Source organism: Pedobacter sp. GQ55 (genome assembly GCF_059758925.1).
On record NZ_JCAXEI010000003.1, the window covers coordinates 797,445 to 816,244 of the forward strand.

Annotated in this window: 20 protein-coding genes; 4 read left to right on the plus strand and 16 right to left on the minus strand. The window is 40.0% G+C overall.

What is annotated here, in order from left to right:
* Positions 1-107: 107 nt before the first annotated feature.
* From AC6CH7_RS12465 to AC6CH7_RS12475, 3 genes are all read left to right on the plus strand, one after another.
* A complete protein-coding gene (locus AC6CH7_RS12465) occupies positions 108-821 on the plus strand; it encodes an SDR family oxidoreductase (protein WP_498263031.1) in 714 nt (237 codons plus the stop codon).
* A 165-nt stretch (positions 822-986) separates the two neighbouring features.
* A complete protein-coding gene (locus AC6CH7_RS12470; RefSeq protein ID WP_498263032.1) occupies positions 987-3,359 on the plus strand; it encodes an ABC transporter permease in 2,373 nt (790 codons plus the stop codon).
* Between the two features lie 107 nt (positions 3,360-3,466).
* Complete coding sequence (locus AC6CH7_RS12475) at positions 3,467-4,051, plus strand: hypothetical protein (RefSeq protein ID WP_498263033.1); 585 nt, start codon at positions 3,467-3,469, stop codon at positions 4,049-4,051.
* An 8-nt stretch (positions 4,052-4,059) separates the two neighbouring features.
* Here AC6CH7_RS12475 and AC6CH7_RS12480 read toward each other — a convergent pair whose 3' ends face one another.
* The 12 genes from AC6CH7_RS12480 to AC6CH7_RS12535 form a co-directional block, all read right to left on the minus strand.
* Positions 4,060-4,569 (minus strand): hypothetical protein, encoded by a 510-nt coding sequence (locus tag AC6CH7_RS12480; RefSeq protein WP_498263034.1) that lies wholly within the window; start codon positions 4,567-4,569, stop codon positions 4,060-4,062.
* A 59-nt stretch (positions 4,570-4,628) separates the two neighbouring features.
* The gene (locus tag AC6CH7_RS12485; RefSeq protein WP_498263035.1) at positions 4,629-5,396 is read right to left on the minus strand and encodes a hypothetical protein; all 768 of its coding nucleotides are present in this window, start codon (positions 5,394-5,396) and stop codon (positions 4,629-4,631) included.
* Between the two features lie 64 nt (positions 5,397-5,460).
* Positions 5,461-5,958 carry a hypothetical protein gene (locus AC6CH7_RS12490; protein WP_498263036.1) on the minus strand — a complete coding sequence of 166 codons (498 nt, stop codon included), beginning with the start codon at positions 5,956-5,958 and terminating at the stop codon, positions 5,461-5,463.
* A gap of 133 nt (positions 5,959-6,091) precedes the next feature.
* Complete coding sequence (locus tag AC6CH7_RS12495; RefSeq protein ID WP_498263037.1) at positions 6,092-6,799, minus strand: TlpA family protein disulfide reductase; 708 nt, start codon at positions 6,797-6,799, stop codon at positions 6,092-6,094.
* 13 nt (positions 6,800-6,812) lie between these two features.
* Complete coding sequence (locus AC6CH7_RS12500; RefSeq protein ID WP_498263038.1) at positions 6,813-7,274, minus strand: SRPBCC family protein; 462 nt, start codon at positions 7,272-7,274, stop codon at positions 6,813-6,815.
* Positions 7,275-7,418: 144 nt separating this feature from the next.
* Complete coding sequence (locus AC6CH7_RS12505) at positions 7,419-7,955, minus strand: hypothetical protein (RefSeq protein ID WP_498263039.1); 537 nt, start codon at positions 7,953-7,955, stop codon at positions 7,419-7,421.
* A 37-nt stretch (positions 7,956-7,992) separates the two neighbouring features.
* On the minus strand, positions 7,993-8,598 hold the full coding sequence (locus AC6CH7_RS12510; protein WP_498263040.1) for a magnetosome magnetite crystal formation protein family: 606 nt from the start codon (positions 8,596-8,598) through the stop codon (positions 7,993-7,995).
* 132 nt (positions 8,599-8,730) lie between these two features.
* On the minus strand, positions 8,731-8,865 hold the full coding sequence (locus tag AC6CH7_RS12515) for a LuxR C-terminal-related transcriptional regulator (RefSeq protein WP_498263041.1): 135 nt from the start codon (positions 8,863-8,865) through the stop codon (positions 8,731-8,733).
* Complete coding sequence (locus AC6CH7_RS12520; protein ID WP_498263099.1) at positions 8,813-9,055, minus strand: hypothetical protein; 243 nt, start codon at positions 9,053-9,055, stop codon at positions 8,813-8,815. Before AC6CH7_RS12520 ends, AC6CH7_RS12515 begins: the two co-directional genes overlap by 53 nt.
* A 23-nt stretch (positions 9,056-9,078) precedes the next feature.
* Positions 9,079-9,261 (minus strand): hypothetical protein, encoded by a 183-nt coding sequence (locus AC6CH7_RS12525; protein ID WP_498263042.1) that lies wholly within the window; start codon positions 9,259-9,261, stop codon positions 9,079-9,081.
* 101 nt (positions 9,262-9,362) lie between these two features.
* A complete protein-coding gene (locus AC6CH7_RS12530; RefSeq protein ID WP_498263043.1) occupies positions 9,363-10,139 on the minus strand; it encodes a L,D-transpeptidase family protein in 777 nt (258 codons plus the stop codon).
* 150 nt (positions 10,140-10,289) lie between these two features.
* Positions 10,290-10,469: a PLDc N-terminal domain-containing protein gene (locus AC6CH7_RS12535; protein WP_498263044.1), complete on the minus strand. Its 180-nt coding sequence runs from the start codon at positions 10,467-10,469 to the stop codon at positions 10,290-10,292.
* Positions 10,470-10,600: 131 nt separating this feature from the next.
* Here AC6CH7_RS12535 and AC6CH7_RS12540 point away from each other — a divergent pair, with 131 nt between their 5' ends.
* Positions 10,601-10,960 (plus strand): hypothetical protein, encoded by a 360-nt coding sequence (locus AC6CH7_RS12540; RefSeq protein WP_498263045.1) that lies wholly within the window; start codon positions 10,601-10,603, stop codon positions 10,958-10,960.
* Positions 10,961-10,986: 26 nt separating this feature from the next.
* On the opposite strand, the gene AC6CH7_RS12545 is transcribed toward AC6CH7_RS12540, so the two are convergent.
* The 4 genes from AC6CH7_RS12545 to AC6CH7_RS12560 all read right to left on the minus strand — a co-directional run bounded on the left by AC6CH7_RS12545 (position 10,987) and on the right by AC6CH7_RS12560 (position 18,789).
* A complete protein-coding gene (locus AC6CH7_RS12545) occupies positions 10,987-11,589 on the minus strand; it encodes a dihydrofolate reductase family protein (protein WP_498263046.1) in 603 nt (200 codons plus the stop codon).
* A 91-nt stretch (positions 11,590-11,680) separates the two neighbouring features.
* Positions 11,681-14,953, minus strand: a complete 3,273-nt coding sequence (locus AC6CH7_RS12550; RefSeq protein WP_498263047.1) for a glycosyl hydrolase — start codon at positions 14,951-14,953, stop codon at positions 11,681-11,683.
* A 147-nt stretch (positions 14,954-15,100) separates the two neighbouring features.
* A complete protein-coding gene (locus AC6CH7_RS12555; protein WP_498263048.1) occupies positions 15,101-17,104 on the minus strand; it encodes an FAD-dependent oxidoreductase in 2,004 nt (667 codons plus the stop codon).
* 2 nt (positions 17,105-17,106) lie between these two features.
* On the minus strand, positions 17,107-18,789 hold the full coding sequence (locus AC6CH7_RS12560) for a RagB/SusD family nutrient uptake outer membrane protein (protein ID WP_498263049.1): 1,683 nt from the start codon (positions 18,787-18,789) through the stop codon (positions 17,107-17,109).
* Positions 18,790-18,800: the final 11 nt, after the last annotated feature.

The following is an 18,800-nucleotide window of genomic DNA, read 5'->3' on the forward strand; positions in this document are numbered from 1 at the left end:
TAAATTAATGTTTTCCTTAGAATGTTTTCTGTGTGGTGCTTTTTACCATTTGGTAAGTGCAGGTTTTTAAGGGTTGTGGATCTTTGTATCCATCAAAAAACAACAACATGGAGAATAAAAAAGTTATCATTTTAGGCGGAAGTTCGGGTTTAGGATTAGCAACTGCAAAAGCTGCTGCTGCAGAAGGTGCAAATGTGGTTATTGTATCGAGCAACCAAACAAGGATAGATCAGGCGTTAACGCAATTACCACAAGGAAGCAAGGGTTACGCAGTGGATCTTTCGAATGCGCAAAACATCAAGGATCTCTTTAAGCAAACAGGCAACTTTGATCATCTGGTATATACTGCTGGCGAAAACATCACGATGAGTATGGTGGATGACACCGATATTGAACAAGGGAAGGATTTTTTCACCATACGCTTTTGGGGTGCCTTTGCAGCAATTAAATACGGTAAGGATCATATTAATGAAGGTGGTTCCATTACCCTTATGAGCGGTAATTTCGGCCAGCGGCCAAGTAAAGGATATAGCCTTGGTGCAACCATTTGTGGTGCCATGGATGCTTTTACCCGAGCAATGGCAGTTGAACTGGCGCCCATAAGAGTAAACAATATTGCCGCTGGTGTAATCAAAACCAATTTATGGAATAACCTGAGTGAGGCCGACCGTGAAGGATTTTACAAGTATCTGGAGAGTACATTATTGCTAAAGCGGGTTGGTGAAGCAGAAGATATTGCAAGAGGGTTTGTGTATCTGATAAAGCAGTCTTTTGCAACGGGGCAATCGCTGGTCATTGATGGCGGGGCAGTGCTGGTTTAAAATAAACTGTCCGACACTGTACACCTATAGTTCGATAATGAACGGTTTTATTATTGAACTATAATTAAAATGCTGTTTTACAGTAAAAAAAAAGACATATCCACTCTTGGCACAAACTTGGTAAATTGCAGATCAATTGTATTCAATTGATAGATCAATACTGCCATGTTCAAGCTCAATTTAAAAATCGCTTTGCGTAACCTCTGGAGAAACAACACCTCTTCGGTGATTAATATTATCGGACTGGCAGTTGGATTGTCGGCCTGCCTGCTCCTATTGCTATATGTGAATTACGAAATAAATTTTGACCGTCATTATAAAGATGCGGACAAGATCTATACAGTAATGACCAACTTTCAGGATGCATCAGGAAAGATTACAAGTACAAAAGGATCACCCGGCAATGGGATTGCGATGGCTATCAGAGAAAAAGTTCCTGAAGTAGATGCCGTTGCACGAATTGGTGGTGGTGATGAAAGACTCATCGCCAATAATGAGACTGGTTTTAAAAAGGTCAATCTCTTTGCCGATCCAGAGATTTTAAAAATATTCAATTACGATTTTATAGTGGGTAACCCCTCGGTTGCAATGAACACACCGAATGCGGTGGTGCTAACCGAGGGAACTGCCAAGCTGTTGTTTGGCTCAACTGATGTACTGAACAAAACAGTAAGGTATAGAAACAGGCATGATCTTAAGGTAACAGGCGTTATTAAAGACCTGCCAGCCAATACTTCGCTCCGATTCGATTACCTGATGCCTTGGTCTTTTTATGAAAGCATAGAAAGTTGGGTTAAAAATCCTGGCTGGAGTAATTTTAGTTTCCTGGCAATGGCAAGGGTTAACAACAAGGCCAAATTGAGTCTGATCAACTCCAAGGTAAAGAAATTGTTCAATGAGAATTATAAGGACCAAAGAAATGAAAATTTCTTATTCCCAATGGCGGATCAACATTTACACGGTGAATTTTTGAACGGTAAGAGTGTAGGTGGCGACATTGAACGCATTTATCTGTTTGTGGGCTTAGCCTTTGGCATTTTGCTGATCGCTTGTATCAATTTCATGAACATGGCCACGGCAAAATCTGAGCGCAGGGCAAAGGAAGTGGGCATCAAAAAAACAATTGGTGCAACCAGAGGTTCTCTGATAACACAATTCCTTACCGAGGCTATGGTGCTTACTGTAGTTGCCGTGCTGATTGCGCTTGTTATCGTAGAGGCCAGTTTACCCCTATTCAATAAACTGCTGAATATAGAAATAACCATCAACTACACCAATATGGGCTATTGGTTGGGCATTGTATCGGTAGCTTTGCTGACAGGTGTTTTGGCTGGCATTTATCCTGCAGTATTTCTTTCTTCTTTCAATCCTATTCAGATTTTGAAAAAGAAAACAGCAAGGGCAAGGCTCATTCCAATCAACATGAGGCAGGTATTAGTGGCGGGCCAGTTTTGCTTTGCCATTATGCTGATTATTGGCACGCTTGTGATTTACAAGCAGCTGCAGTATATCAAAAGCAGACCAGTTGGCTACAACATCAATTTGCTTGCAGAAATGCCACAAGAAGGAGATTTGTTCCAGAAGTTTGAACTGTTTAAAGAGCAGGTGATAAAGACTGGGGCTGTTACGTCGGTAAATCAATCGTCTAGAAGTATGACGAATGTGAGCAATTGGTTTTATGGCTTTAAATGGCCTGAAATGGACAAACAAGGCGAGGAGATTGTATTTAACCGCCTAGAGACCCAGTATGATTTTGTAAAAACAAATGGTGTGCAAATGCTGGCCGGGCGCGATTTCTCTATGGATTTTGCTTCAGACACAGCCGCAATTTTATTGAGCAGCACCGCAGTAAAGATGATGAAACTAAAAGATCCGGTTGGAAAGTATGTAGATCTATTTGGTAATAAGTTAAAGGTTGTAGGTGTGTTCAAAGATTTCCTGTGGGATTCGCCCTATCGTTCCGGACGCCCGATGGTGATTAATTTTAATAAAGATGAGGGTGGCAATATCAATCTGCGCTTAAATCCGGCCAATAGTTTGAGCAAAAATATCGAGCTGATCTCCGCTGTTGCCAAAAGTATCAATCCGCAATACCCTGTTGAAATTAAATTTGTGGATGACCTGTATACCGCAAAGTTGCAGTCGGAAAAGATTCTTGGCATCCTGGCCAACTTGTTTGGCGGCATAGCCATATTGATTTCGTGTATGGGACTTTACGGGCTGGTGGCTTATAGTGCAGAACAACGGACAAAAGAGTTTGGAGTACGCCGCGTATTGGGTGCCTCGGTAGCCAATATCATGAGGCTTCTTTCACTCTCCTTCCTTAAAATGGTATTTGTAGCGGCTTGTATTGGTGTGCCTTTAGCTTATTACCTGATGAACAGATGGCTCACTAATTTTGAGTTCAGAACCACTATATCGTTGTCTATTGTATTGATATCTATAGCGGGAACCGCAATCATTGCTTTTCTAACGGTGAGTTTCCAGGCCTACAAAGCTGCAAAGGCGAACCCTGTTGAGGCACTGAAGTATGAGTAATAAAGGGATTACGCCAGCTTTCCATCTGATTCTGTTCAAAGAATATTCTTATATCTTTACTTCAATTTCTATTTTAGAGAAATTTAATGCAGAAATGCCAAGCCTAAATGCTGGAAATAGAGATCAAACCCAACCTGTTAGATAGGAAAAGGAAATTCGTGATTAGCCCTGATATGATTACCTACGACGACTCGGATTGGAAAGATGTGCCTAATACCATCTTTAATAAAGATGAAGTTGAAGGTTTAAGATTTGGTATGGAGCCTATTCAAGGTTACGTCTTTACCATAGGCCGCAGATATTGTGTAGACATCAGAGGATTGAGTGATAAAGTAATAAAGATTCGGTTTACATCATTATATAGCATCAGAAAAAAACAGTTACACGAGAAGTATCTTGACATTTTAAATGCTTTATTTAATACCCATCAGGAAGACATTCTAAATCGATATATTGATTCATTTAACAAAAACTCTTTTGTTGAGATTCTTGGAACTACTTTTAAAATCAACACCATAGCCCTAAACAACCATGAAATCCCTTATAATGACCTAGGATTCCGAGAATATACGGGCTATTATGCTTTGTTTTCCAAAAATAATCCCAAGATTTATAAGAGTTACAACTATCTTAAGGACTGGAATTCTGCAGTGGTTTATAGTTTATCCAAACGCTTATTGGCAGAAAGTTAGGGGCAACATTAGCTTTTACCAGCACCTTTTACTTCTTCAACTTTAACATACCATGGCGGGAATCTTTTTCTCGTCATAAATCCTCTATATTTTTTCTTTATTAACTTTCCTTTGGTATTTATCTCGAACAACTTGTTATCACGAAAAAGTAGCTTTTTGGGATAATAGTAGCCTCCTTGATGGTCCATCGATTCGTTCGGATTAAAGGGATATTTTGAGAGAGGTAATGCTATTATCTCTTGTTTTTCATCATCAGATAAAACTACCTTTGTTACTTTTATTCCATTTTCCTCCGAATAAATTAAAGTATCATATACAGGTATCATCTTAAAATAAATGGTATCGTCTTTTACCGACCATCTTCCATTTGCCCATTCATGTATAAGGTCAAACCTCCAGGTATAATTAAATGTAGAATCAGGATTAATATAGATAGTATTGGCGTATACTCTATAGCACCCACTTATATCATTCTGAGACATTGATCTTAATGGATAAATGGCAACGCCAATTAACATTAGTACTTTGATAAACCTATAACAGAGCTTAATGCGTTGCATATTTCAAAGGATATGAGTTAATTAAGCTTATCTATCTCAATTGGAGCATAGGGATCAAATATGATTTTATCTTTTTGAACAACTTCTAGCTTCTGAATTTTGCCAAAATAATCTTGCTTTGCAAACGACAGCACAACTTGTGCATATACCTCTTTCCCTTTAAAGAAAGTACACCTCATCGCCCTGCTATTATCGCCGATTTTTTCTGGCCTATAAACAGCCTGCTTATCTTTAAGTTCATTGGCTATTTTTTTTAAAGCAGGTAGCACTGTATTAAAATAACCTACATCATTAAAGTCGGTTTGCAAGCTCTCAAACTTACTTTGCTCAACAAAACTGCAAAAGTTTAAAGAGGTAGTGAAATTGATCGATTCCAAAGAAATCTTTGGAAACTTTTGGCTACGACGCACTTGTTGGATTCCTTTAATAACAACTTGTTCATCAGTTATCTTTACAGCAGATAGTTCTGGCGATGTCCGAAATGATTTGAATAAAATGTGAAACTGTAAACAACTATCCAAATCTTGCATCATTGTTTTTTGGTCTATCGATCTCAAGTAGGCTTCCGCATTGCGGAATTCGACCATCAAAGTATGGTTAACAGAGGCATCGCTGACTATTATAGCAGACGACCATGGCAGTTTATTGTCGATGGTCGCCACCTTAACGGCAGAGTTGAAAACATTCTGAAGCTTAATTATACTCGGATGGTCCCAATCGATCATTTGAGCACTACTAAGTAAAGGACTAATAAATAAAGTGATGAGAAACAATAATCTAAGCATAGTTTTATCGCTATTTGAGGGGCGTTTAAAACAAAGTTACAAAACTTAGCTTATGTTGATTTTACTACTCCGTTAAATAAAATATCCTAAGGTACTTACTAACAGTTCCGTTGTCACTTTCAGCCTCTTTGTCATCAATCAATAACTTATTGATATCATACATACCTTCATTTAATGCAAAACTAAGTTCATAGGGTGTGCTATCACCAAGCTTTAGAAGAATCTTGGTGTCTTTTGAGTTTCTTAAAAAATTAAGTCCTACAAATAGCGAGTTGAAATTGAACTTTTCTTCACCATAAGAAAATGGAGGTCTGATGCTAAAGTTAACGGGAGTTTCGGTTCCATCTGCCAATTTTTGGAATACTTTAATTTCATCTTTTGAATACGCCCCAGCGATTTTGTCATTTAACAGGTCGCTACCTGTGCTACTTTTTATAACCAATTTTAATTCAGGTTCAGTTACAGGTGAACAGGCGCAGAGCCCTCCCCCTCCGATATTATTTTTTTTGCACCCTAGATTAGCGATAAATAGTATCGCGCAAACGAATAGAAATTTTTTCATAAAGCTGTTAATTTGGTTTTTACACTAAAACGGTAGTAAAGTGTAAAACGCTACTGTTAAAGGTAAAATAATAAGTACATCTACAATGTAAATAACTTGATATGAAGTTTATAGCGCTCAGCCATTATATTTGCTAATTCAAATTATCTATAGCACTTCTTATAATAGATCCTACATTTTTATCGCTGTTTATCGCTAACCTAATTATGCCATACTTATCAATAACCAGTGTAGTTGGATACGCCACGATGCTATAATCCTCAGTTACTTTTTTAGCGTCCGCTAATAAGTGAAATTTGAAACCATGATTCTTTTGAAAACTACGCACAGTGTCTGCTATATCATAAGTGATTGCCAAAAAGCTGACTTTAGATTTATTATACATTAATGTTAATCTATTCAGTTCGGGAATTTCTTCTATACAAGGCAGGCATCGGCTAAACCAAAAATTAATTACCACAACTTTCCCTTTCAATTGTAATAGCTCAATCTTTTTATTATTTAAATCGATTAAAGTAAAATTTTTGGCTGGCTTACCAACCATTGCACTTAATGCATCAATACGTTTTGCATTAGCTAAGGAATCTTCAACAAACATTTTTGCTGGTTTCTTTATTACCCTATAAACCGTAGAGTCACTCCCATATTTCCTTTCATTCAAAATATGGGTTCTTACATATGTTGTAAGATCAGCATTTATCTTATCTAAAGATGCAGGCTTACCTTCCGCGTCGTAAAAAATGGTTTTGGGCTTCTTTTGCGATATTTCCTGTGCTTCGACAAATGAAGGCCCAAAAAGGAAAAGAACTAAAATTATTAAGGTTATTTTATTTTTGATCATCAAGCGGTTATTTTTAAACAAGTTGTGCTTTTTCAGCGTGTTCCTTCAATATTCTGTTTCTTTGAATTAGCAAGTTGGTCATATACTTTTTAAGAAACAACCAGTCTGCCAGCTTACCAAGAATCCCCATTGGAGAAACATAATTAAAAATATCAACCATTAGTACGCCCTGTCCGGTCACTTCAAAAATATGCTCGTGCCTAAATGACTTAAAAGCTCCGAAAACCATTTCATCAACAAAATAATCTGCAGATTTCATTTCAGTTATTTTAGAACTCAGTCTCTGTACAATCCCAAAATGTTTGGCTTCCCATGTTACAGATTCATTTAATTCTATAAGACCTGATGTTTTCCCCGCTACTGCCTTTTCATTGGTATGGGCAGTAGAGATCTGATGAAGATCGATGTTTCTAGCAAGATCAAATACAGTTGCTTTATCTGCATTAATCAACGTTTCTAAATGGATAATTGGCATACCTTAATGACTTATGTTAATGTGTATAGGGAAAGGATATCGAAACGGAACTTTCTGGTTATAGGCGTACAACCAGGATGAGCACAGCCCAGAAAAAAAAACATACCAAAAAACTGTATTTATGCTTCATCTATTACTTCGTGTCTAGTTTTTTGATGGCGGCGGCGGGGTAAGTACTACCTCAACCGATTTTACTGGCCCGATCTCATCTGAAGTGTCATCACTAAATTTTGCCAATGAGAACATCAAACTATCCTTATTTCCAATAGGTTCAACAGTACCTATCAGCATGGAACGCTCCTCATTCTGTTTAAGACTTAATTTAACTAAGTACTTGTTCTTTGTTGTTGGATTGTTGATTTCTATAGAGAGCGTTTCCTTATCAATTTGTCCTTTGTAAATTGCTTTCTTTGGCTTCTCTATTTCTTCATAACTTTCAAATCTTTGACCTATTTCTGTAAGTTCAACTTCCTTTCTTGAATTGTCAATCCGATGAACCCTCCAGATTATGGCATAAGGTCTATGGATTTCATTATCATTAAGGCGTTTTGCGGCTGATCCTATCCATGTTCCAGTAAATTTATTTAAAGTATCCGTTTGCTTACTTTGAGCCATAGCTGTATTGATTATCAAAAAGCAAACTACAATAGAAGCTGCTTTTAGGTGAGCGGTTAAATGCATAAGAGGTCAATTTGGTTTTCTTAAAGATAATGAACTTTTATCTCAAAAAAGGGATAGCAGGCTGATAGAATACTTTTCGGGTATTATAGCTTCTTATCGTGTTTACAATGATGAAAACCAGATTAACAGCATACAGTATTGGCACCATCAGTATAAGTGATTCTATAGCTCCTAAATTAAAAATTCGAAATCCTCTAAATATTGAGCCGCCAAGATGAAAGATTTGGGTAACCACGGGAAAAATATAAAAGAACATAACAAATATGCACCAGGATATTTGAAAATTTAATAGCTTTTTACCAGTCTCATTTATGTATTTAATTTTGTCCTTTTTTAGCATCCATAATGCCAACGGCACAACTATCCCCAGTATAGGGAAAGCGATAAAACTAAGAGCAGATAAATTTAACACAACGAGAAAGCCCTTATCTTCTTCTTCAGTCCAATCTATCAGTTCATCTGGTATTGTACCTAGAGCCCTAGCCAAACGTTGTAATGTATCACCCCTTGGCTCTGTTTCCCCTCCTTCAATTCGTTGAACTGTCCTTAAGCTAAGTTGTGATTTTTCAGCTAACTCTTCCTGACTCATACCTTTTCTGCCTCGCAGTTCTTTAATCTTTTTTGCTAATTCTGTGTTTTTCATTTTTGAGCATTTTTTGTAGAAGCAAAGGTATTCTTGAAGTTGAATTTTATTTACGACTTGTTTACGACATATTTACGTCATACGTGTCAAATAGGCTTTATTTATCTCTAAAAGCTCTATAAGATTAATTTTCTAAGCAATCAGCCCGTTATTAATTGCAAATGTAGCCAGCTGACCTGTGCTATTGATGCCCATTTTTCTGAAGATGTTTTTTCTATGCGTTTTTACTGTATTTACATTGATTTGTGCATGATCTTGAGTCGCCAACTATTGGGCCATCGCCAATAACGGGTATCACTGTAAAAAGATCTTTTCCACTTTCAAGAACTGGCATTAAGATTTCATCTCTTTTAGGCTTTTTGGTTGTGTCATTAGGCCGAATCGATATGGAATGATAAATTCGTACAGCAACGATCTTCTCTGATGCGGTTATATTATAGGTATCAATCTGTCCCATAAAAGTACGGAGTGTGTTCAACCCTATTCAAAACCGAAAATATTTTTAGGATCATCTGGTCCTGTTGTGGTGGCCAGATAGTCTGTAATACCTTGTCTTGCCTTTGATTCGTGGATGGGTTTTCCAGCGTCGATCAAATCTTCTCGATAGGTTTCGCAAACATCTAAATTTGCAGCTACTTGTGGTGAGTGGGTTTGAGTTTCCATGTTAATTAGATAATGATTGTTAATTGTTATAGTCAAATTTGATATTTCCCGTTGACTGTAACAATACCTCCCTAGGGGTATTGTTATAAATTCACCCTAATTTATTGTCGTATTTCGATAATTGTTCCGGAATCTACTATATCAAACAAGTGATCAATGTCGTTATTCTGCAATGCAATACATCCGGCAGTCCAATCTTTTGCATTAACTTTTGCTGCTTTGGTACCGTGAATCATGATGCTATAACCCGGTTTTAGTCCTTTCTTTTTTGCTATTGCTTTGTCTGTTTCATTTGGATAAGAAATCCAAAAACTCTTGTGGTACTTGTCCCGCCTTTCATACTTCATATCCACATTGTAAATACCTTCAGGAGTTTTGCCGTCTCCATCGGTAATTTTATTTCCTACAGGACTAAATCCAAGATCGATGTTAAATGTAGCTACAGGTTTGTTCCTTCGGCTAATGATCATTTTACGTTTAGATTTGAGCACCAAAATGTGATCCGCCAGTGAAAGCGTACGTGCAATATCTTTCAGTTTAAATCGCCAGTTTTGAACAGTATCTACAGTTCTATAAGCTCCGGCCCTTTCCCATCGGGCAACCACATCATCATTTTTTGTTAATGAATCATTGGCTTGCTTGGTTAGCCTATGCAATCGCCATGTACCACGATCCTGATAAATCATAGCGTCGTGGTTAAAAACAGGAATGATGTATTGGCGAAAACTCATAGCGTTTCCTTTGCTATCTTTTACAGTGACAGTGGTATCTATTCCTTCTGGTAAATATTTAAACAGGGAGTCGTTCCATTTCACACCGGTTTCTTTTACGACAAATGTACCAGGAGTTTCTAAAACCGGTTCAGATGACTTTACCATACGCGGAAATTGCCAGACACAAAAGCCGATTATTACCACCCACATTAATAACAGACCGAGGCGTTTCATTGATTGAGATACGTATTATTTGATTTTGATATTCTGTTGGCTTAATATACAGTTTTTTAATGAAAGAAATTTGTGTTTGGCTCAATGTCGTGCCACAAAAGCACCCCTTAAATACATTGAAGCACCTAAAACAGGTAAGAAAACAATTACAATAATCCACACGGTTTTTTCAGCACGATTCAATTGTTTGTTCTTAATTACACTAACAGTACCATAAATCATGTAACCAATCAGGATTAAAAATAGTAGAGCGTATCCCATATCTCTAATAAACTAGTTTTAAAGTAATTTTCTAGCGACAGTAAGATTTGCGGCAACTAGCTTAGTCAATCACCGCGAATATGCGGCGAATATTTTTTTTAAGAAGATTAATAATTTGGTACATTAGTATTATGCCATTTAGAAAAACGCTCCTCTACTTTGCATTCTGCAGCATGTTTTTGGCAGGATGTATCAACCCCGTCCCTGTTTCTTTAGCAGGAAAACAATTCCGTTTGATTAGGCTTGCCTTCGGCAATGATGAATATATGGAAACGATTTGCCAGTTTAGTACGGATAAAGTAGAAATCTGGAGACATACTGATGCCGGGAATTGGTTTGCTAATCTTACTATTGGAGATTATTCAATTAATAATAAGCATCTGAAATTACCCTTTGGAGAATTTGAGACCATACGTGCTAAAGATGGGTATTATCTATATTCTGAAGGTGTGTTAAGATATAAATTGGCAGTTAACGGAGGTATATTGTAGCTTGCAAAGCTTCATAAATAACCTTTTTACATTGATCCCGTTTTTACATCCCCCTCAGGAAAATAGCTTGCCATGATGACACCTGTAGAAGACACAACAGCACCTGAAAGCTTCCATTGCTCTGGTTGTGTACCCTCTTCAAAAAGCCGCTCACCACTACCTAAGGTAACCGGAAATGCCCATGCATGTAATTCATCTACTAAATGGTGTTGAAATAAAGTCTGGCATAGCTTAGCACTTCCGTATACCAACAAATTAGGCCCATCTGATGCTTTGAGTTTTTCCAGTTCCTGTACCACATTATCGGTAATAAGAGAAGTGTTTACCCAAGAGGTATCCACTTTAGTGGTAGCTACTACATATTTCTCAACCTTGTTAAATATTTCGGAAGTAGGATCATTTTGTTGATGTGGCCAAAATGCAGCAAAAATTTCATAGGTACGTCTTCCCAATAGCAAATCATAAGGCTCAGCGGTGATTTTAGCCATTGACTGGTTCATAGTATCATCCCAATGAGGGAATGACCATCCTCCCCATTTAAAATTATTCTTAGGATCTTCATCCGGACCTCCGGGTGACTGGATCACCCCATCCATTGTTAAAAACAGACAAGCAATTATTTTTCTCATGGCTCCTATATTTGATTAAAACAAAGTTAATGCAAATTATCATTGCCAATAAGGGACGATCAGGACAAAATACAGGGGTGTTTGTGACAATTTACTTTTCCTTTTGAACATCAAGCTTTACAGGCCCCAGTAAACCCGATACACGTAAAGCCGAACCTTTGCCCGGTCCTGCTATAGTCCAGGTTTTACGCTTGTCTTCAGGTTGCCCTGCATCAAAAGCCAAACGATTGAACCAGGTGCTCGTTACCTGCACACTAAGCGCATTTTGCCCCTGCTTAATGAAATCCTTTAAATTGATGCGATACGGTGCAGCCCATAATTTACCTACTTCTTTACCGTTTACGCTAACAACCGCAGCCATATCAACTTTCCCTAAATCGAGGACATACTCCAGATCAGAAGCTGTTTTATCGATATTGAATGTAGTTGTATAGGTTGCTGTTCCCGAAAATGCTTTTCCTTCTGCTGAAATATCAAGATCCTTCCATGGCTTTAGTTCAGTTATTTCAAGAGCTTCCGGAGCACCCCATCCTGCAGGGAAAGCCAGCTTCCATGATCCTGAGATCGGCAGGGTAGCAACTGCTTTGGTTGCTTTAAATTTAGCCTCGACTCCTGTGCTTTCTTTTTTCCTGAAAACAACAAAACATGAACCTCCCTGTGCCAGATTAAGTTTAACAGTTGTGCGTTCAGCATTAAGTTGGCTTTCGGCAGGTTTGGAAGTGCCCGTAACAGGATCCCACAGTTCGACCTCTCCTTTTGCCCGGAAACTTAATTCGCCACTAAATCCCTTGCCTTTTGGTGCGGTCACAAAATACCAGTCTGCACCCTGGATACTCCGGTGTACCCATAAGGCATCCCCTCCGGTAACATCGGGTGCGATCTTTAATGTAATCAATGCCTGATCGATCGTCATGCGGGAAATGACATTTCCCTTACCTACCTTTCTTAAACCTTTACCAGCCCCGCCCCAAAGATCCTTTACCGCAGTATTAAAACGTTGTTTTGCAGCATTACCTCCGGTTAGTGTAGCAAGTCCTAGTGGTGGGTTACCCACAACGGTTGCGCCGTTACGTACAAGCAATCGTATTTTTTCTAGTGTTTGAGGCAACATACGTGGTACATCCGGCAACCACAATACACGGTAGCGAATGCCTTCTGGAGTTACTACCATCCCATTTTCCACTTTCAGTCGGTTCAACAACACATCGGGGTTACAATAGTCGTATTTATATCCTTCCGGAAAAGCGGCATTCTGATCCGGTTTATGATTGGTTTCATCGCCAAGATACCACAACACATCCGACACTGGCTTGCCTCTTTCGAGCATATATGTGCAGCGCGATAAATATTCTGTGAAATCGGGCATGTATTGCCACCAGGTTTGTCCCCTTAAGAATGGCGTACCAATTCCCGCTCCGAAAGAGCTGCCAGGGGACAGAAAAGGAGTTTGTGGGTTATGTGTATAGGTATGAAATACATAATGGCTAACGCCTTGGATACTGTTTATGTTGGCTACCTCTTTAAGCATGTCCAGATGTTCATCCCAGCCAAGTGATATGTTTGTAAATGACTCTGCCGCTACACGTGGTTTTCCATACATTCTTGCCGCTGAAGCCGTTGGCTTGATTGGCTTGAAGTTGATAGAACCAACATATCCATCGCTCATCGGTTGCCAGAACTCGCACATAGGTACATCTGCAAATTTGAAATACTCCATGATATCGGCAGGCACAACATCTCCAGGTCCGGTTTCGTAGGTTACCGATAGTCCGTTTTCTTTTGCAAGCGAGGCCATGCGACCATAATAATTATTGGTTAACAGGTCATTGAGGGTTTTGCGCCAGTCGGTCAAAAAGCGTGCAGTGGTTTCATGATCTTTGATCACATAGCCAAATAAAGCAGGCAGCCATTTACGAAGCTGATAGCTGGAAACACGCTTAAATTCGGGTTCCATATCCTGGGTCCAGCTCTGGGTGTGACATTCCCAGCTATCGATGAGCATACCATTTAGTAGCCCTCCCCCAAGTGGCCCATTTGCGCCCGAAAGTCGCCCGATGTAACCTGCAAAATGTGCATCAGCGCCTGATTTGGAAAACTTATTTGCCTCCCATCCCGTTCCTTCGGCAGGTGCCGGTCCATTTTTCTTTCCGGAATTAACATGACCCAAGCGCAGGATAGTCCAATTGCCTTTGGGTGCCCGCCAGTTTAGGCTTCCATCGACAGCCATCTTATCTGAAATATCAAGAATCTGATCGGGTTTAACGAATGCTTCTGGTGATTGTTTAGGGTTCTGACCAGCACGTTCCAAGCTCCTCAATGTCCAGGCGGCTTCCGATTCCCAACTGTTTTTGCGTGCAGCAGAAAACAGACGAAGGGAACTTAGCGCCATATCGTATTTATTGGAAATAGAAATGCGGTATTTTTTTATGCCAGCAAGTTCAGAACATGCAAAAGTAATCGGTCGATCGTCCTGCCAGTTTGCCTGCGGCATTTCCGCACGCAGGATGTCTTTTATTTTACCGTCGGCCAAAATTCCTTGTATGGCTATTGTTACGCCCGGCTCGTAAGACTGACCATGGTTAAAGGCCTGAATACAGGAAAATTCGACGCTACGAAGTGCAGTGGCATCTGGAAATTCGACCTCTATCCAATAAGGCTTATTAGGTGTTGCTGGTGCCAGGCGGATGGGCTCTTTGGCCTCTCCGGCAAAATAGGGTTCCCATTTAAAACTGGTATTGCTGTTAACAGATTGAGGTATAAGTGGCTTTCCTGTATCTCCAACAGGTGTTGGGAAAGCAAGTACGGTGATGTCTTTATAATCTCTCCACTCCTCTGTACTTGGCTCAGGTATTGGCAATACCTGATTAGTGGTTTTGCCACCGACTACATCAGTTCGGTTCCAGATCAGGTTCCGCATTGCATTGGCAGGTGTAATCCATGGGCCTCCGGAAGTTGCCCATCCCGGGCAGTTGTTCATAGAAAACCTGAGCCCCAAACGGCGACATTCCTGAGCGGTATGCTTTACAGCATCGTCCCAATGGGCACTAAGACTGGTAATTTGAGGGCTGACTCCTGGCCATGGTCCACCAAACTGCCCATGAAACAGCTGAATTCCTGAAATACCGGACTTTGCGATTGCTTCCAGATCTCTGGTAATGCCTTCTTTAGACACGTTACCGCCAATGTAGTGGAACCAGGTTTCGGGATGGTAAACTTTTGAGGGCTTAAGAAAAGAGACCTCATCTTGCTTGCCAAAAGGACGGTTGATTTCTTGTTGTGAAGGTACGAAGGGCACCTTTGCCAATTGAGCGGTTGCAGAAATTGAATAGGTAATGGAAAAAAAGATTCCTAGAAGATATTTCACGTTTTGTGTGTTCAGGATTGGTCTGTTATACATTTGGTTTAAATCAAAACCAAGTTAGAGAACATTTACCTGATAACCGTCATGCACTGTCGGTAAGAGTAACAAAGTAGGGTGTAGCCTAAAATAGGCTTCACCCTACTTTCTACTTTACTTTACAGGCACAAGCAGTAACGCATCTGCTACTACAGCGCCTTCTGATCCTTTTGCTGAGATCTCGACATAGGTCTTATTCCCAGTACTTAAGGAGTATGTACCTAAACTAACCCATTCACCTGAAGTTTGGCCAACTACTTTAACCTCTGCGTCTTTTATTAAAACCTCTTTGATACTAGTACCATCATGAACATTGATAACGGTAACCGCAGCGGCATTTTTTAATTTCGGATAATAAGTATACAGCGCGTACTTTCCTTTTGTGGAAATCTCTGGCTTGTATCTGATTGACTTTGGACTTGAAGAAGTTGAGTCTGCAAGAAAATAATCAGGCCCGTAACCACCATGCGTATTAACAGTCCAGTCTCCTTTTTTCTCGACTTTGCTTGCGTCACTGTTGTCTACCAGAATTTCAGGCGCACTGCCATCTTCCAGTGGATTTCTTTTTAACTGTGCCTGGATCTGGGAAACATCTATTTTCTGTACGGTCTGCTTATTGTCTATCGCTTTTGCCGCAGCTACCGCAGCAGATTGTCCAAGCACCATAAACACAGGCTCCATGCGGATAGAACCATAAGCAATATGACTGGCAGAAAGGCAAACCGGAACAAGAAGATTACCCACTTCGCTTTCTTTAGGGATAATTGCACGGTAAGAAATTGGATATGGCCCAAAGCCGTGTTCCTCTACATTGCCCTCGTTTTTTACCATGCCGTTGATTACCTGTCTGTCGCAATTGTGAGAGTCCATGCCATAAGCAGCCATTCCTACCCCATCTTTAACAATTTCCTTTCCCTGACAATGGTGCTGGGTCATGACCAATTCTCCGACCATCCTTCTAGCTTCTCTGATGTAAAGCTGGTGCGACCAGTTTCCCATATCCATATACTCATCTTTAGGATATCCCCATAGGTTAAGCTCAGTCCTGATGTGCTCAGGAACACGGGGATCATTACCTACAAAATATAGGAGGCCTTTAGTGTAATCAACATGTGCCTTCGATATTTCGGCCCTTTTCTGATAATCGGCATCTGGATATTCCCAGTTCATACCAATCATATCTGTAGAGAAACCGTTTCTATTGTTGATGTCGGTTTTTTCATTTGGCATGCCACTCCAGATAAAGCCATCTTGCAGGGATTTCCATGGTCGTTTTTCCATTTGCCTGATCAGCAGCTCGTATTTCTCTGGCTGATAGTTTTCCGGTTTGGTAATGGGGATCTGGTTGTCCTTATTTTTGGTTAAGCAGATTCTAAAGTTATAAGCCTGAACTTTTTTATCCCCTGTTCCATCTTTTTCAAGAACACCCGGATTAATTCCCCAAACCAATCCGCTTGAAGCATCACCGGGAGTTTTGTATGGATCTATCCCATCCAACATTTGATGTCCTTTCATGAACTGAACGCCATTAAAGGTTTCTTTGTACAAATCGTTTGCTTCTCTGCCAACAGTATAGGAGACACCTGCCTTTGCCATCAAATCGCCTTCATAAGAACAATCGATAAACATTTTGGCTTTAACCTTATTGTCTGGCGCTGTTTTGGTTGAACTCTCCAGCGTGATTTCGCTGATCAGGTTTCCATTCTTGGCAACTGCTGTCAGGCGGTTTTCATATAGTACTTCTACTTTAGCTCTTTTAATATAATCTTGAAACAGGTTTTCGGCAACATGAGGCTCAAACACCCATTGTTCAAATTTACCATAGTGCTGCCCTATTCTTCTATAAAAATCGAGTGCTAAGCCGCTGATGGCATATTTATTACCGATATCAGTAAGACCAAGGCCGCCTGAGCTCATCCCGCCAAGGTGTTTTCCAGGCTCTATTAAAAGTACAGTTTTACCAAGCTTTGCTGCTGTATAGGCCGCAATTACACCGGAGGAAGTTCCTCCATAGATACAGATGTCATAATCTGTCTTAACAGGTTGCTGCGCTAATGTAGGCTGCAGCGAGGTGAGGATCAAGACGGGTATCAGCAGGTAAAGAAAAAGATTTTTCATAACTAGTAATTAGGGTTTTGAATTAATTTAGGATTGGTAACCACCTCTATATTAGGGATTGGCCATAGGTAATCTCTATTTTTATTGAAGGTGCGTATTTCTATTACCCTCAAATCGGCACGGTTAGGTACATTTGTGTAATCTGCTAAACCATTTTCATCTATCTGTGGTGCCGCTGCAACCAGGCCTCTTTGCACCCTTCCGTAGAAGTTTCCGGTCATGGCTTTCTCAGCGATATTCCATCTGCGCAGGTCAGTTTGTCTGAACCCTTCCATTGCCAGTTCATAAAGGCGTTCTTTGTGCACCAGACTGCGGAACTCGGTTTGTGATTTACCCGATGCAATGGCTGGCATGTTTACGCTTGGGCGCTGTCTTACCAGATTAATGGCGTCGTAAGCAGATTGATCTAACTGATTGAGCTCGTTTTTAGCTTCGGCATAGATCAGCAGGATTTCGGCATAGCGTATCTGGATTACGTTGAGTTCTGAATTTGAACGATCTGGCTTATCGGCCAGGTCTACATATTTTCGCCAGCAATAGCCGGTAAAGGTTGCAAAGGCATTAATAGCTTCCTGGTTGTCGACACGTTTTGCCGGTGTGGTATCGTAATTCCAGCATTTAAGACTGTCTCTATGTGTTTCGAATTGGTAATTAAAATATATTGATCCAGGCAATGCGATGGTAAAACCAAGTCTGGGATCGCGGTTCTTGTATGGATCTTTAGGGTCAAAAAGTGGTGATTCATCTATATTCAATCCATCGGTACATGGATAAGCATCTACAAGCGATTGCGATGGTACTTTGTTTGAAAACCCTTGCCCGTTTCGCGATAAAAGTGCAGTAGGCGTAGCATGGGTTTTGGTTTTTGAGGCACGAAGGTATTGAAATGCCCAGATGATCTCGTTGGAATTTTGCCCCGCATAACTAAACAAAGCTCCAAAATCGTTGTGCAGTGTATAGGTTTTTAAGTCCATTACCGCTTTAGCTGCATCGACAGCATCCTGCCACTTGCCATTGTTTAGTGCGGTACGAGCCTTAATAGCTAGTGCAGCACCTTTTGTAGCACGACCAACATCACCTCCGGTGTAGCTATTTGGTAAATCCGGAGCTGCTTCGGTTAGCTCTTTCATGATAAAATCGGCCAGTTCAGCTTTTGGGGTTTTGGAAATCTGGGCTTCTTCCAACTTTAACATTTTAGTAACCAATGGCACACCGCCAAAATAATCGATAAGATACTGATAGGTATACGCACGGATAAAACGAGCTTCAGCTTTAGATCTGTTAAATATTGCAGGAGTAGCACTGTCTTTTACTTTATCAATATTATCCAGAATAAAATTACATTTTGCAATCACTATATACGCTTGTTTCCATATTTCTAACGCATAACCGTTGTTACTGTCCTGATTACCTTTTCCGATACTCTGTAAGGCACTATTGTTACGATCCCAACCAATATCTGTTCCATCATCAACACTAAGGTTGAGCGGCATGGCATCAAGCGGAGAATATGCAGCATAGCGGTACAGTCCATTAACAGCAAGAAGCAGTTCATCCTGGTTGGCAAAAAAAGTTTCATCTGAGGGACCTGATAATGGACTTTTATCGAGGTATCCTTTTTGGCATGCTGGTGCAACTGTTGCTAAAACAACAGCTAACATAATTAGGTATATATTTGTTTTCATCTGTTTTATTC

Bases quoted from the DNA above. Each gene is read 5' to 3' on its own strand.
- AC6CH7_RS12465 (WP_498263031.1), top strand. From the start codon at position 108: ATGGAGAATAAAAAAGTTATCATTTTAGGCGGAAGTTCGGGTTTAGGA.
- AC6CH7_RS12470 (WP_498263032.1), top strand. From the start codon at position 987: ATGTTCAAGCTCAATTTAAAAATCGCTTTGCGTAACCTCTGGAGAAAC.
- AC6CH7_RS12475 (WP_498263033.1), top strand. From the start codon at position 3,467: ATGCTGGAAATAGAGATCAAACCCAACCTGTTAGATAGGAAAAGGAAA.
- AC6CH7_RS12480 (WP_498263034.1), bottom strand. From the start codon at position 4,569: ATGTTAATTGGCGTTGCCATTTATCCATTAAGATCAATGTCTCAGAAT.
- AC6CH7_RS12485 (WP_498263035.1), bottom strand. From the start codon at position 5,396: ATGCTTAGATTATTGTTTCTCATCACTTTATTTATTAGTCCTTTACTT.
- AC6CH7_RS12490 (WP_498263036.1), bottom strand. From the start codon at position 5,958: ATGAAAAAATTTCTATTCGTTTGCGCGATACTATTTATCGCTAATCTA.
- AC6CH7_RS12495 (WP_498263037.1), bottom strand. From the start codon at position 6,799: ATGATCAAAAATAAAATAACCTTAATAATTTTAGTTCTTTTCCTTTTT.
- AC6CH7_RS12500 (WP_498263038.1), bottom strand. From the start codon at position 7,274: ATGCCAATTATCCATTTAGAAACGTTGATTAATGCAGATAAAGCAACT.
- AC6CH7_RS12505 (WP_498263039.1), bottom strand. From the start codon at position 7,955: ATGCATTTAACCGCTCACCTAAAAGCAGCTTCTATTGTAGTTTGCTTT.
- AC6CH7_RS12510 (WP_498263040.1), bottom strand. From the start codon at position 8,598: ATGAAAAACACAGAATTAGCAAAAAAGATTAAAGAACTGCGAGGCAGA.
- AC6CH7_RS12520 (WP_498263099.1), bottom strand. From the start codon at position 9,055: ATGGGACAGATTGATACCTATAATATAACCGCATCAGAGAAGATCGTT.
- AC6CH7_RS12525 (WP_498263042.1), bottom strand. From the start codon at position 9,261: ATGGAAACTCAAACCCACTCACCACAAGTAGCTGCAAATTTAGATGTT.
- AC6CH7_RS12530 (WP_498263043.1), bottom strand. From the start codon at position 10,139: ATGGTAAAGTCATCTGAACCGGTTTTAGAAACTCCTGGTACATTTGTC.
- AC6CH7_RS12535 (WP_498263044.1), bottom strand. From the start codon at position 10,469: ATGGGATACGCTCTACTATTTTTAATCCTGATTGGTTACATGATTTAT.
- AC6CH7_RS12540 (WP_498263045.1), top strand. From the start codon at position 10,601: ATGCCATTTAGAAAAACGCTCCTCTACTTTGCATTCTGCAGCATGTTT.
- AC6CH7_RS12545 (WP_498263046.1), bottom strand. From the start codon at position 11,589: ATGAGAAAAATAATTGCTTGTCTGTTTTTAACAATGGATGGGGTGATC.
- AC6CH7_RS12555 (WP_498263048.1), bottom strand. From the start codon at position 17,104: ATGAAAAATCTTTTTCTTTACCTGCTGATACCCGTCTTGATCCTCACC.
- AC6CH7_RS12560 (WP_498263049.1), bottom strand. From the start codon at position 18,789: ATGAAAACAAATATATACCTAATTATGTTAGCTGTTGTTTTAGCAACA.